The following is a 13,076-nucleotide window of genomic DNA, read 5'->3' as shown; positions in this document are numbered from 1 at the left end:
CCATGGAGCTAAAAGTCGAAACGACAAAAAAATATGAAGTTCTCGACATTACGCAAAAAGTTGTCGAGGCCGTGAAAGCTGCCAATGTCGAAGAAGGACTCTGTTGCGTATTCGTGCCACATGTCACAGCGGCAGTTGTGATTAACGAAAATGACGACATGCAGATTGGGCTCGATCTGCTTGATGCCTTAGATAAACTTGTTCCAGAAGGCGGCTGGCGTCACGACCAGGTCGACAGTAACGGTGCTGCACACCTTAAAGCCTCTATTCTTGGCCCGAGTGAAATGATCCCTGTCCAAAAGGGCAGATTGACGCTTGGAACCTGGCAGGCAGTGTTGTTTGTTGAGCTTGACGGACCACGAGAGCGCAAGGTAATTGTAACGGTCAAGTGACTTGAAAAGATCCGAGAGCGGTTTCTTTTAACGAAAGAGCGTGCCTCATGCACGTTAGTCAGCAACAGTGGGACCGTCACTTCGTTCAGGGTGACAGCTCCGTGGCCAACTGCATGTACCTCGTTTATGAGGTTGCCTCTTCCTCACCCTCTACCTCTGGAAACCTCCTCCTATGCAACCGATCAAAGAATGGCCTGAATCAGACCGCCCGCGTGAAAAACTTCTTGAACACGGACCTGAATCGTTATCTCCTGCTGAGTTGCTGGCAATTATTTTGCGCACCGGTGAAGCCAGCACTGGCCAAAGTGCCCTTGATCATGGCCGCGCGCTCATGACGCTCTGCGAAAATTCCTTCCGTACGTTGGCCGATGCCAGCACCCAGGAACTCTGTACGATCAAAGGAATTGGTCCAGCAAAGGCGGCACAAGTCAAAGCCGCACTAGAAATTGCCAGACGGTTTGCGCAGGAAGAGGTTAAACGTGGTGATCAGTTTCGTTCCAGCACCGATATTTTTAACCACTATCATGAACAACTTGGCAGTTTGAAAAAAGAAGAGTTCCACGTTCTTCTGCTTGATGCCAAAAATAGGAAGATCAAAGACGTACGTGTCTCTGAAGGATCTCTTACCTCATCGCTTGTTCATCCTCGCGAGGTCTTTAACCCAGTGATCCGTGAATCGGCTGCAGCAGTGGTCTTGATACATAACCATCCCAGTGGTGATCCGACCCCGAGTCAGGAGGATTTGCATATCACGCGTCGGCTTCGTGACGTGGGGGACATCATGGGAGTTCGCGTGCTTGACCATCTCATCATTGGGAGAGGCCGATACGTCAGTTTCGTTGATGATGGGTATTGGGAGAAGTAGAAGAGGAAAGTATGCCCTTAAACCGAGCGCTTGTCGGCAAAAGCTATGCACCGCAAGACTACGGCGTGACTGCCGAGGCCATCCTCAACTATGCTCACGCGTACAACGAAGACAATCCCTGGTTCCTTGCCGTGGAACGACCTGGAGGGATTATTGCTCCCCCTATGTTTGGTGTGGTCGCTGGTTGGCTCTCGATCGTCAATGTGGTGACAGACAGTGACCTCAACGTTGATGTGCTGCGTTTGTTGCACAGCGAACAGGACATGCAATTTGTACGCCCGATGATACCTGGCGACATTATTACCAGTACAGCAACGGTTGCGGCAATCGAAGAAGAAGCTGCGGGAGAATCTCTGGCGATCGATGTTCACTGTGCCAATCAACGGACGGAGCTGGTGCAGACAATACGTTTCACCGCGTTGATTCGTGGACGAGGAAGTCGCGATAAAAAACGCCCACTCGCCACAGAAACCACATCGTTGGGTGAGCCCTTATTTCGTGTTCGTCAGAAAATCGATGATGATCAGACGTACCGCTACGCCAAAGCGTCAGGTGACTACAATCCTATTCATGTTGATGAGAACGTCGCAAAACTTGCTGGTCTGCCTGGAATAATTGTCCACGGACTGTGTACGATGGCGTTCGCCTCGAAAGTCATGATCGACCGTGTATGCGGTAGTGACCCTCGGCGTTTGCGTCGCTTACGAGTACGATTCTCTCGCCCGGTACTTCCCGGTCAAGAGATCACCACCGCAGCATGGCCTCAGCCAGACCGCGATGGCGTGAAAGTCTATGCCTATGAAACGTACAACCCGGATGGGAAAGATGTTATCCGTGATGGGATTGCAGAAGTGAGTGCTGGCTAAATCGGATCACGCGAGCTTGGTGTACTTCGGGTTGTCACCGGAGAGACCGTAGCGTGCGCCGTGCGCACGGGAGTTCAAGCAGGCGAGCGTAGCGTGCGCACAGCACACGCTACCCCAACTGTACGAATGTTCGGTGGTTCGATTTAGAACGGGACATCATCGTCTGGGGGCATAGGAGCTCCGCCGAATTCATCAAAGCCTTCGACGCCCCCTCCCGCTGCGGCGCCCCGTCCGCCGCCGCCTCCCCCGCCTCCAAGAAATTGAATGCGCTGCGCCACAATCTCGGTAACGTACCGCTTATTGCCATCTTTATCGTCGTAACTGCGTGAACGGATTGCCCCTTCGATGTACGCTTGTCTTCCCTTGGAAAGATATTGACCGCAAAGTTCAGCTTGCTTCCCCCACACGACAATGTTGTGCCACTCCGTCCGCTCTTGTCGGGTGCTCTCTTGATCCGTCCAGCTATCTTTGGTCGCTAAAGGAAACTTCGCTACTGCACGCCCACTTGGGGTGAAGCGAACTTCTGGATCTTTACCGAGATTGCCAACAAGGATGACTTTATTGACCGAGGCCATAGTGGGTTCCTCCTGTCGCGCACCCTAACAAGCTCGGTTTTTGAAGTCAATTAGAAGAGCGGCCAGAGATAAAAGGAGGACGGGAAACGATGGAGAGACGTAGCATGTCGCGTCTCTACGGATTATACTCCCGGACAAACCTAACATGGGGGCGGAAGTGAAAGTGTATCGTTGTTTCTCTCTTTGGCTGTCTTTCTCTCTCTGTCTCATCTTTTCACACCCAGTCACTGCGGCTGAAAACCAGGACCGAGAAAAATACGGTCCGTTTGTGGCCACAGGCCGTCAGGGGATGGTGGTCACTGCCGGTGAACAGGCCAGTGAGGCCGGACTCGCCATGCTTCGGCAAGGAGGCACGGCGGTTGACGCTGCTGTTGCCGCCTCGTTTGCGATTAGCGTGCTTCGACCTCAGTCGACTGGCATTGGTGGCGGCGGCTTTTTTCTCCTCTACCTTGCCAAGAAAAAGGAAACGATCGCCATCGATTTTCGCGAACGGGCCCCGCTGGTGGCGACGCATGACATGTTCATTCGTGACGGCAAAGCGGTTCCCGAGCTGAGCCGTAATGGGCCACTAGCGGTCGCGGTCCCCGGCCTCATCGCGGGCTTGGTCGACATCCAAAAAAAGTACGGCACGATGCCACTCGCAAAAGTGATGGCGCCAGCCATTCGCTTGGCTGACGAGGGATTTCCAGTCTATCCCCAACTCGCTGGTGCTATTCAGTATAGAGTCAAACTGCTCGGCGATTCTCCAGCCACGCGCGCAATCTATTTTCGCGATGATCGTCCACTGACAGAAGGTGAACTGCTGGTGCAGAAGGACCTTGCAAAAACTCTTCGTACCATTGCACGAAAGGGCAAGAAGGGCTTCTATACAGGTGCGGTCGCAAAAGCGATTGTTGCGGAAATGGAAGCACGTGGCGGTTTAATTACTCAAAAGGATTTAGACCAATATCGGGTGATCTATCGGACACCTGTGACAAGTACCTTCCATAACGCACAGGTTCACGCCATGCCACCACCAAGCTCCGGTGGCGTTCTCATTACGCAGATGCTCAACGTGCTCGCGGGATTTCCCTTGCAGGAGATAGGCTTTCATACGCCAAAAGGGATTCATCTGCAGACCGAAGCGTTGCGTCTCGCGTTTCGCGATCGGGCACAGTACCTCGGCGATCCAGACTTCGTTGATGTCCCTGTCACTATGCTTTCCTCCGAAAAGTACGCCACTGAACAGCGAGCGAAAATCGACCTCGCGAAAGCCACGCCGAGTAACGCTATCCCAGCCACGCCTGCCGGAAAGATCGAATCGACAAGCACCACCCACCTTTCTGTCATCGATACGCATGGCAATGCCGTCGCTACAACACAGACGGTGAACCTCTATTTCGGCAGCGGGGTGATGGTCCCAGGTACTGGCATTATGTTGAACAACGAAATGGACGACTTCAGCGCCCAACCGATGAATCCCAACGCGTTTGGGCTCGTCGGTGTCACCGACGCGAATACGATCGCACCACGCAAGACGCCACTCAGCAGCATGAGTCCAACTATTGTGACGAAGCACGGTAAAGTCATTTTGATCACTGGCAGTCCGGGTGGCTCGCGTATTATCAGCTCGACCCGGCAAGTGCTGCTGAATACGCTTGTGTACGATATGTCACTCCCAGAGGCGATGTTCGCTCCGCGCATTCACCACCAATGGTTTCCCGATGAACTGCAAATTGAGGTGCAAAAAGGAAGCGAGGCTGAGGGACTTGTCGCAGCGCTCAAGCAAATGGGGCATACCGTGAAACCGGTCGAGACCAGCAACGATGGTCGCCACATGTTTGGCAATGTCCAGGCGATTCACGTTGATCCCGAATCTGGAGTGATTACTGGGGTGTCTGACCCGCGTGGCGAGGGAAGACCAAGAGGGTTCTAACTCATAAAGAAGAATGGAGTGACGTATGGTCAACGCTGACTACTACCAGATTGAAGAACTGTTGAGCGAAGAAGAGCGCATGGTGCGCGATGTTGCGCGTCGTTTCGTCGATGAAGAATTTCTCCCACGCGTGCAGAGGAGCTTTCGTGAGGGAAGTTTTCCGATGGAACTGGTGCCGCGCCTCGGTCAACTTGGCTTCTTGGGGATCACCCTTCCTACTCAGTATGGTTGTGCCGGCATGAACAGCGTTGCCTACGGACTTGTGAGCCAAGAACTCGAACGTGGCGATAGTGGTTTGCGTTCGTTCGCCAGTGTCCAGTCCTCGTTGGTGATGTATCCTATTTATACCTTTGGGTCCGAAGCTCAGAAAAGCTTCTGGCTCCCAAGGATGGCGCGGGCTGAGGCGATTGGCTGTTTTGGTTTGACCGAGCCGGATTTCGGTTCCAATCCTGGTGGCATGATCACGCGAGCAAAACGTGAAAAAGGCGGCTTTGTCCTCAACGGTACGAAACGCTGGATTACTAATGGTTCGGTCTCTGATGTTGCGGTCGTGTGGGCCAAACTCAAAGAGAATGGCAAAGACACGATTCGCGGTTTCTTAGTAGAAAAGGAACGCAAAGGTTTCACACGCCAGGATATCGAGGGGAAGTTTAGCATGCGCGCCTCGATCACCTCTGAGCTGATCTTTGAGGACTGCTGGATTCCAGAAGAGAATATACTGCCCGGTTCAGGCGGACTTAAGTCGCCACTCATGTGTCTGACGCAAGCACGCTATGGCATTTCCTGGGGCGCGATTGGGGCAGCGATTGCCTGTTACGAGAGTGCGGTGGATTACGCGAAAAATCGGGTTATGTTCTCAAAGCCCATTGGTGGCTATCAACTGGTTCAAGCGAAACTGGTGTGGATGATTACTGAGATTACCAAAGCGCAATTGCTTTCGCTCCGTTTAGGCCGATTGAAGGACTCCAGCAAAATGCGTCCCGAACACGTCAGTATGGCCAAGATGAACAACGTATCGATGGCTTTGCACATCTCTCGCCTAGCGCGCGACATTCTTGGCGCTAACGGTATCACTGATGACTATCCGATCATTCGTCACATGTTGAACCTGGAAACGGTGAATACCTACGAAGGAACGGAGGATATTCATCGCCTGACCATTGGGCGTGACATAACGGGACTGAATGCGTTTGAGTGAGAGCGTGTACGACACCGAACCGTTTGACCTCACTATTGGTGCTCAACAGCTCACACTCCTCCGTGTCAAAGATCTTGAACGCTGGGTCGATCGCGACGCGCTCTTACGCGACGAAACCGAGGAGCCGCCTTACTGGGCACATCTGTGGACCGGCGCGCTGACGTTGGCTCGTTATGTTGAAGCACTGGTCGATTGTCGTGGTTTGCGTGTCCTGGACCTTGGTTGCGGCCTTGGCGTGACCGGAGTCATTGCGTCCCTGAAAGGGGGGCGTGTGACATTTGCTGATAAAGAACCTGCCGCCATTGCGTTTGCCACGATGAACGCTCAGATGAACAACTGCCCGCTGTTTGAAGCTCGAACAGTCGACTTCACGTGTGATTCCTTTGGCGTTCAGTTTGCCCTTATTCTTGGCGCAGAAATCCTCTATGATCGGCCGACGTTTCCAGCGCTCGTTGCCTTTCTTCAATCTCATCTTCCCTCGCACGGGAGGGCTATTTTTTCCGACGCACGCCGTACCAATACTGATGAGTTTTATCGTCAGCTCGACAGCGCGGGATTACAGTGGACGCGAGAAGAGAGACAAGAACGAGAGGACAAGTTGCCACTCAACGTTGGCATCGTTACGATTCGTAAGCCAGCAGCCGAACAAAATATCGGATAGGAAACAATGGTTACCAATCGTACTATCGACAAAGTCATGAGCACCCTTCGTCAGGAGTCTGCCACATGGAATGCACCTGTTGTGACACAGATGGCAACGCTTTCGCGTGACCCGTATCAGGTGCTCATCGCGTGTTTACTGAGTTTACGTACGAAAGATGAGACCACTGGTCCTGCGGCACGACGGTTGTTTGCCTTAGCAGACACCCCGCAAAAGATGCTGACGTTAACCAAGGCCCAAATTGAAAAGGCAATCTATCCTGTAGGATTCTATAAGACCAAATCACAGACTGTGCTCGATATCTCGCAAGAGTTGGTCGATCACTATGGCGGCCGTGTTCCTGATGAAATTGACGAACTGTTGACCTTCAAAGGCGTCGGTCGCAAAACCGCGAACCTCGTCGTGACCCTTGGGTATCAAAAGCCGGGCATTTGTGTCGACACACACGTGCACCGCATCACCAACCGCTGGGGCTATGTTGAAACTGAAAACCCTGAAGAGACGGAAATGGCCTTGCGAGACAAGCTGCCGGGCAAATATTGGATCGAAATTAACGATCTCCTGGTCGCAATGGGACAAACAATCTGTCATCCCACTTCACCGAAGTGCAGTCTGTGTCCTATCGAGAAGTATTGTGACAAGATCGAGGTCATCCGGAGCCGGTAGCGCTATAGGCTTCCTCTTTCTTGTCCTTTGTGGAAGCGTCTGTAGAATCCTTCTGCCCAATCTGCCGCCATAACATCAACATCAACACGACCGCTGGGATCACCGCCAGTGTCGCAATGACAAAATAGGTGCCGTAGCTGGTGGCTTCGACGATACCACCAGCGAAAATGCCGAGGACTTTGCCAGGCAAGTTCACCAGCGAACTTAACAGCGCGTATTGTGTGGCGGTGTGTTGTTTATTCACCAGGGATGACAAGAATGCCACTGCCGCAGTACCCAGAAATCCGAGTGCGAAATTTTCTATGGAAATAACGCTGGTGAGCACCAGCACGTTCCCAGGGTGGGCGATCAACCAGAAATACGTCAGGTTGCACAGCGCGTTCAGGAACACAGACCAAAACAGTGGGCCACGCACTCCCCAACGCGCTATTGCGATGCCGCCCGCAAAGACACCAGCAATGCCAACCCACACTCCATAGAGTTTTGTGATAGTGCCGATCTGCGTTTTGGTAAAGCCCATGTCCAGATAGAACGGACTCATGATCCCGCCGACCAACGCTTGCTCAGGAACTTTGAAGAGCAAGATGAAGAGCAAGAGTAAGCTCGCAGTTTGCCAACCGTAGCGAGAGAAAAAATCAGTGAACGGCTCGATGACACTGGCTTGCATTGTTTGCCGCCACGTGGTTGATACTTTACGAACGTATGCCGGCTCTCGTGCCCGTAAATTCGCCACGATCGGGAGCAGCATCAGCACCGCCATGAGCTGATAGACGGCACTCCAGGAAATATGATCTGCTAACAGCAGCGCCACCATACCGGTAATGACCAACGCGATCCGGTATCCGAGCGAGTACACCGCTGTGAGTGCCCCCTGATCTTCAACCGGTGCGATCTCGATACGGTAGGCATCAACCGCAATATCCTGCGTTGCTCCCGCAAACGCGAGTAGGAGGGTGAAGGCCACGAACAAGCCAAGATACGTTGGGGTGATCCACGCCATTGCGACAAGGCCGATGACGACACCGATTTGTGCCAACAACAACCAACTGCGGCGACGACCGAGTTTGGCCAGCACCGGCACTTGCATATTGTCGAGTAACGGCGCCCACAGAAACTTCAGTGCATAGGTCATCCCGGCGCTCGCGATCCAGGTGATTTCCTTGAGCGCGATTCCATGTTCCTTCAGCCAATACGCTAAGGTTCCTGCAACCAACAAAAACGGCAAGCCGGACGCGAATCCGAAGTAAAACATGGTCCATGCTGCAGGCTGACTAAACGATTTCCAGACTGAGGGTTTCGCAGGCTTTTGTTTCTTGGCATCAACAGTTTCTGGCATTCGGCATTATCCCCAGGAAATAGCGCATGAGCGAAAGATTTCATCTTGGGACGACTTACGCAATCTCCCACATACGCAGAGGTTGCAGGAGAGTTCGTAACACTTAGTTATCTTCTTCAAGGTCCTGCACGTACCCTCCTCGGACGCGTTTACGCCCAGGCCGTTTTCGTGGATCGCTTTCCTCTCGCTCAGGAGCAGGCACATACGCTCGTTGTTGTCGTCGAGGCCTTTCGGCTGGTTCCTCTTCCGCAGTATATGGCTGTATGCGAGGGCGTTCCTGTGGACGGTGGGTATTGATTGGGCTTCGCGATCCGCGTTGCGTCTTGAGGAAGATCTGCGTGAAGAAGAATGTCGAGCCGCCGCGTGCGATTCCTATGCCGGTAGTATCGAAGTTTCCCTCGATATTCTCTCGATGGTGCGGGCTGTTTAACCAGCCGGTGACTGCGGCTTTCGCGGTCGATGCGGCACTATGGTTGTTCCCACCGACATTCTCGCCAAACTCAACGTACGGAATAATGCGCAGTAACATCTGTCCACGTTCGTCTGCACCTGCGTGCCCGTGCCCAACGATTCCCTTCGCTATGTTTTGACTGTGTTGGCGAGCAACAACGGCAACCTCTTCGTTGTACGTGAAAGGAGCTAAACCCATTGCTGTCCGATGAGCGTTTACCAGATCGTGGACTTGATGCTCACGTGTGACACTGTCATCAGCATGAGAGGGAGGAATCCTAACTGTGAGCACAATACAGAGAAGAAAGAAAACGTGAAAGCGAAGGAATGAAGAGGGCATAGCGGTTTCCTCCTGAAAATGTGCAAAACGTGGACAGCAAAAAATGGATGACGCGAAATCCTATCTCCTGGTTTATAGGTATTACCGGGAAAGAATACCACTGTTTCATGGGAATAGTGCTTGGCTTCATAGAAGTGCAAATGGAAGGCAGAGATGTCTGGTGCGACAGAGCCTATGGAAAATGAGGGCCGGCCTTTCTTCAAAAGGAGTAGAGAAATCCTCTGCTGTAGTTATGGAGATATGCTGTTGCTGTCGTTCGTTGAGCTTTCTACAACAAACAAGCGAGAAACATAAGATTTTCTGACGTATAGGCTTCATGGCACGATAAGAGCAAAGGTAGGAACGGATGGAACGTAGACACACCTCAACTCCTTCTTCGGGCTTCACCATCCTTGTGGTCGATGATCAAGAAGAGATCCGTATCTCTACGAAGTACCTTTTGGAACGGGAAGGACACTCTGTCATCACTGCCGATAGTGGGAGCGAAGCGTTATCCCTGTTCCGATCCGGCATGGTTCATCTGGTGCTGGGAGATTACCTGATGCCACAGATGAACGGGGAGCAGCTTATTCAAGAAATCCGTAAACTCGACGAGGATGTGAAGATTGTCTTGCAAACGGGGTATTCAGGAGAACATCCCCCTCGCGACATGCTCAAAGCGTTAGCGATCCAAGGGTATCACGACAAAAGTGAAGGACCAGACCGATTATTGCTGTGGGTTGATGTTGCGCTCAAAGCTTCGGTGCAATTGAAAAAAGTCCGTGCTGCGGAACACGCTGGGGAGAACACGAAACTGTTCTGCAACACTGGCGAACCATGCTCGCGTTGCACACGACCGACATCGAGTCGTCACGGTTATCCCACCTGGCGAACGTTGCCCGCGACTGGGACGGAAATTTCTCCGGCTATGAGAGCCGCTTACTGACTGCAGGAGCAGGCTTGGTCTCGAAGGGCGTTGCTCAGGTTAACGGTGCCAAAGAAATTCTCTTTTTCTCTATGCACAAGCATTGGAGCCTTGAGAGCAAGTTGTAACGCAGCTTGCTCTCTTCAAAATCTCCCCGATTCTACAGAACATGAAGTGATGTTACGAATGTTGTCTCAGACAGTGAGGTTTTCCTCAACACGAGAAACTGGGGCCGGATCTTGCGCCGGAGCCCCCTGCAGCCATGGCTCAATCGCGGCGCGGAGTTCGTCCCGTGTGAAAGGTTTGATAAGGTATTCGTCCATGCCAACTCCCAAAAACTGAGAACGGGTGCGTTCCCCGACGCGAGCGGTCAACGCAATGATCGGGGTATGGGTGCTTTGTTGGCGGTCATACGCCCGAATATAGGCGGTTGCGGTGACCCCATCCATCTCTGGTAACTGATAATCCATGAGAACAACCGCATAGGGATGACTGGCGACCGCATCCAATGCTTGTTGCCCGCTAGCGACTATATCAACCTCTTTATAGCCCAAGCTGTTGAGGAGTCGTGTCGCGATCATTTGGCCGGTTTCATTGTCTTCAACGACCAGGATACGGCTGCGTTGACTGTTCACGGGGAGTGATGGCCACTCCTGACCAATGACAGAATCTGGTTCGGGCTGCGGCTTTCGTGTCGTCCATTTCTTAAGGATCACTTCAAGGGTGTCCTGTTGAAGGGGTTTACTCAAGAAATCATCCATTCCCGCTTGCAAGCAGCGTTCACGATTCGTGTCTGTGGGATTGGCGGTGAGAGCAATGATGGGCACGTGGACCCCACTCTCGCCTTCGCGTTGGCGGATCTGCATGGTTGCAGTGAATCCGTTCATGACCGGCATTTGACAATCCATTAATGCCGCGGCGTACGTCTTTGTCGCCAGTGCTTCCAGTGCCTCTTGACCGTTGTTGGCCACGTCTGCGGAGTACCCCAGGTGTTTCAAGAAACGGACGGCGACGGATTGGTTGTCGATATTGTCATCGACGACGAGCACCAGAGGTCTCTGCTCTGCTTCTGCGAGCGTATGTCGGGTGACGAGAGGAAGTGGTTCTTCAGACGCCATCATGGCTGGGGCAAGGACCGTACCTAAACATTTCAACAGTTGTGATCGGCGCAATGGCTTTGTGAGATAGGCTTGTATGCCGACTTCGTGAGCTTGGGCACCATCTCCCCGTTGACCAACCGTGGGAATCATCACAAGGCGGAGGTCATTGAATATCTTACGTGCGCGCACCGCCTGGGCGAATGCAAAGCCATCAATGTCTGGGACACTCTGATCGATAATGGCTGCCGCGAATGGTTCCTGTTTCTCGACTGGAGTATTCAGGAGTGTCAAAGCTTGGGCTGCGGTCGTTGCGGTTTCTGTGGTAATGCCCCACGAGGCAAGATGAGAGGCGAGAGTGGCACTGGTGGTTGGGTTCGCTTCAACCACTAGTACGTGAGCCCCATACACCGCTCCCAAATCTGGTACTTGGGTGACTGGTTTTGCCGGACGCTTCTCGAACCGAGCGGTGAACCAGAACATGCTCCCTTTACCCAATTCACTATCGACGCCGATCTCGCCGCCCATCAGTTCGGCCAATTGTTTGCTGATGGCGAGGCCTAAGCCGGTCCCTCCGTATTTCCGACTCAGAGAGGCGTCTACTTGCGTGAAAGACTGAAAAAGGCAGTCGATCTGGTCCGCCGCGATGCCGATCCCGGTATCACTGACCGCGAAATGGAGTAACGCCCAACTGTCTGTGTCTTCAACGACCGATACGCGTATGACCACTTCGCCGTTCTCAGTAAACTTCACTGCGTTCCCAATCAGGTTCGTGAGGATCTGTCGTAACCGCCCTGGATCGCCGCCTAACATTGAGGGAACATCATGGCTAATAATGATGGCGATATCGATGTTTTTGTCGGTGCATTCCTTGGTAAAGATCTCGCTGACACTGTCGAGTGTCGTGTGCACATCAAAATCCAATACCTCCAACGTGAGTTTCCGCGCCTCGATCTTGGAGAGATCAAGGGTTTGGTTCACGATGTTGAGCAGCGAATGGGCATTGGTTTTGATTCTCTGTGAGAAATCACTTTGCTCTTCGGTAAGAGGCGTCAGTGAGAGCAGATCCGCCATCCCGATAATCCCGTTCAGTGGCGTACGGATTTCATGGCTCATCGTAGCGAGAGCCTCTGCTTTGGCTTGAGTTATGGCTTCCGCTTCCTCTTTCGCGCGTCGGAGTGCATCCTCTGTCCGTTTGCGCTTACTGATGTCACTGAAAGTCATTAAGGAGGAAGGAGCACCTTCCCAGACTGTTGCGCTGACGCGGATCTCGGCAATGATGAGTTCCGCTGCCGTACCGAGCACCGACACCTCTCCTGCTTCATTGACGATCACAGGAAAATCCAGTTTCGTATTCAGGAGTGTCTGGGCTGGCCGTTGTAACATGATCTCAGCGGTGGAATTGACGAATTGGATGAGGTTGTCTCGATCCACCACGACTATACCATCGGGGTGACTTTGCAGCAGCGCGCGATAGTTTGCCTCTGAATCCCTCAGTTGGTGGTTTAAGCGTTGGATCGATTGACGAGATTGTTCCTCAAGAAGGTATGCGTGTTGAAGCTCCTGGTTCTTATGCACCGCGTTGGCAAACGTGGAAAGCAGCAAATCGACCATCTGGGCGGGCGTGGAGGTCAGCGTATACGATGTGTTGTCAAACACCACCTGTACGGTGGTTGGCGGAGTTAGGCATGGGCAAGAATTAAGTTACCGATTAAGAGCGAGGAAGAAGCGTATAGTTCCAATCGCCATGAAACTTACCGGGTTTGATATTGAGCGCTTGAAACTCATCGTCGGAGACCTGTAGGCCTTTG

Annotated in this window: 12 protein-coding genes; 8 read left to right on the top strand and 4 right to left on the bottom strand. The window is 52.7% G+C overall.

From position 1 onward, the window contains the following. Positions 1-2: 2 nt before the first annotated feature. From FJ147_12710 to FJ147_12700, 3 genes are all read left to right on the top strand, one after another. Positions 3-392, top strand: coding sequence for a YjbQ family protein (locus FJ147_12710; protein ID MBM4256745.1), 390 nt, complete (start codon positions 3-5; stop codon positions 390-392). Positions 393-564: 172 nt separating this feature from the next. Beyond that, positions 565-1,257, top strand: a complete 693-nt coding sequence (locus FJ147_12705; protein MBM4256744.1) for a JAB domain-containing protein — start codon at positions 565-567, stop codon at positions 1,255-1,257. Between the two features lie 11 nt (positions 1,258-1,268). Continuing rightward, on the top strand, positions 1,269-2,123 hold the full coding sequence (locus tag FJ147_12700) for a dehydratase (GenBank protein ID MBM4256743.1): 855 nt from the start codon (positions 1,269-1,271) through the stop codon (positions 2,121-2,123). Between the two features lie 143 nt (positions 2,124-2,266). Here FJ147_12700 and FJ147_12695 read toward each other — a convergent pair whose 3' ends face one another. Continuing rightward, a complete protein-coding gene (locus FJ147_12695) occupies positions 2,267-2,698 on the bottom strand; it encodes a single-stranded DNA-binding protein (GenBank protein MBM4256742.1) in 432 nt (143 codons plus the stop codon). 145 nt (positions 2,699-2,843) lie between these two features. Between FJ147_12695 and ggt the strand changes: the two genes are divergently transcribed. Genes ggt through FJ147_12675 form a run of 4 tightly spaced genes read left to right on the top strand, consistent with a single transcriptional unit; the run spans position 2,844 to position 7,138 of the window. Continuing rightward, a complete protein-coding gene (gene ggt, locus FJ147_12690; protein MBM4256741.1) occupies positions 2,844-4,613 on the top strand; it encodes a gamma-glutamyltransferase in 1,770 nt (589 codons plus the stop codon). A gap of 25 nt (positions 4,614-4,638) precedes the next feature. After that, on the top strand, positions 4,639-5,811 hold the full coding sequence (locus tag FJ147_12685) for an acyl-CoA dehydrogenase (GenBank protein MBM4256740.1): 1,173 nt from the start codon (positions 4,639-4,641) through the stop codon (positions 5,809-5,811). Then, positions 5,798-6,472 carry a methyltransferase gene (locus FJ147_12680; protein ID MBM4256739.1) on the top strand — a complete coding sequence of 225 codons (675 nt, stop codon included), beginning with the start codon at positions 5,798-5,800 and terminating at the stop codon, positions 6,470-6,472. Before FJ147_12685 ends, FJ147_12680 begins: the two co-directional genes overlap by 14 nt. Before the next feature lie 6 nt (positions 6,473-6,478). Further along, a complete protein-coding gene (locus FJ147_12675; GenBank protein ID MBM4256738.1) occupies positions 6,479-7,138 on the top strand; it encodes an endonuclease III in 660 nt (219 codons plus the stop codon). On the opposite strand, the gene FJ147_12670 is transcribed toward FJ147_12675, so the two are convergent. Together FJ147_12670 and FJ147_12665 are read right to left on the bottom strand one after the other, a co-directional pair. Then, complete coding sequence (locus tag FJ147_12670) at positions 7,122-8,390, bottom strand: AmpG family muropeptide MFS transporter (protein MBM4256737.1); 1,269 nt, start codon at positions 8,388-8,390, stop codon at positions 7,122-7,124. The two genes, FJ147_12675 and FJ147_12670, sit on opposite strands and share 17 nt — an antisense overlap. Positions 8,391-8,577: 187 nt before the next feature. Then, positions 8,578-9,264: a CAP domain-containing protein gene (locus tag FJ147_12665; protein MBM4256736.1), complete on the bottom strand. Its 687-nt coding sequence runs from the start codon at positions 9,262-9,264 to the stop codon at positions 8,578-8,580. Between the two features lie 346 nt (positions 9,265-9,610). On the opposite strand from FJ147_12665, the gene FJ147_12660 reads away from it, so the two are divergent. Then, positions 9,611-10,189 (top strand): response regulator, encoded by a 579-nt coding sequence (locus FJ147_12660; protein MBM4256735.1) that lies wholly within the window; start codon positions 9,611-9,613, stop codon positions 10,187-10,189. Positions 10,190-10,362: 173 nt separating this feature from the next. On the opposite strand, the gene FJ147_12655 is transcribed toward FJ147_12660, so the two are convergent. Continuing rightward, on the bottom strand, positions 10,363-12,927 hold the full coding sequence (locus FJ147_12655; GenBank protein ID MBM4256734.1) for a response regulator: 2,565 nt from the start codon (positions 12,925-12,927) through the stop codon (positions 10,363-10,365). Between the last annotated feature and the right edge of the window lie 149 nt (positions 12,928-13,076).

The sequence above is a fragment of the Deltaproteobacteria bacterium genome (assembly GCA_016874775.1).
Lineage (GTDB): Bacteria > Desulfobacterota > Binatia > Bin18 > Bin18 > VGTJ01.
The sequence above is the reverse complement of the archived record's forward strand: the minus strand, read 5'-3'. Positions and strand labels throughout refer to the sequence as shown.

Coding starts and splice junctions, on each gene's coding strand:
- FJ147_12710 (MBM4256745.1), top strand. CDS start 3: ATGGAGCTAAAAGTCGAAACGACAAAAAAATATGAAGTTCTCGACATT.
- FJ147_12705 (MBM4256744.1), top strand. CDS start 565: ATGCAACCGATCAAAGAATGGCCTGAATCAGACCGCCCGCGTGAAAAA.
- FJ147_12700 (MBM4256743.1), top strand. CDS start 1,269: ATGCCCTTAAACCGAGCGCTTGTCGGCAAAAGCTATGCACCGCAAGAC.
- FJ147_12695 (MBM4256742.1), bottom strand. CDS start 2,698: ATGGCCTCGGTCAATAAAGTCATCCTTGTTGGCAATCTCGGTAAAGAT.
- ggt (MBM4256741.1), top strand. CDS start 2,844: ATGGGGGCGGAAGTGAAAGTGTATCGTTGTTTCTCTCTTTGGCTGTCT.
- FJ147_12685 (MBM4256740.1), top strand. CDS start 4,639: ATGGTCAACGCTGACTACTACCAGATTGAAGAACTGTTGAGCGAAGAA.
- FJ147_12680 (MBM4256739.1), top strand. CDS start 5,798: ATGCGTTTGAGTGAGAGCGTGTACGACACCGAACCGTTTGACCTCACT.
- FJ147_12675 (MBM4256738.1), top strand. CDS start 6,479: ATGGTTACCAATCGTACTATCGACAAAGTCATGAGCACCCTTCGTCAG.
- FJ147_12670 (MBM4256737.1), bottom strand. CDS start 8,390: ATGTTTTACTTCGGATTCGCGTCCGGCTTGCCGTTTTTGTTGGTTGCA.
- FJ147_12665 (MBM4256736.1), bottom strand. CDS start 9,264: ATGCCCTCTTCATTCCTTCGCTTTCACGTTTTCTTTCTTCTCTGTATT.
- FJ147_12660 (MBM4256735.1), top strand. CDS start 9,611: ATGGAACGTAGACACACCTCAACTCCTTCTTCGGGCTTCACCATCCTT.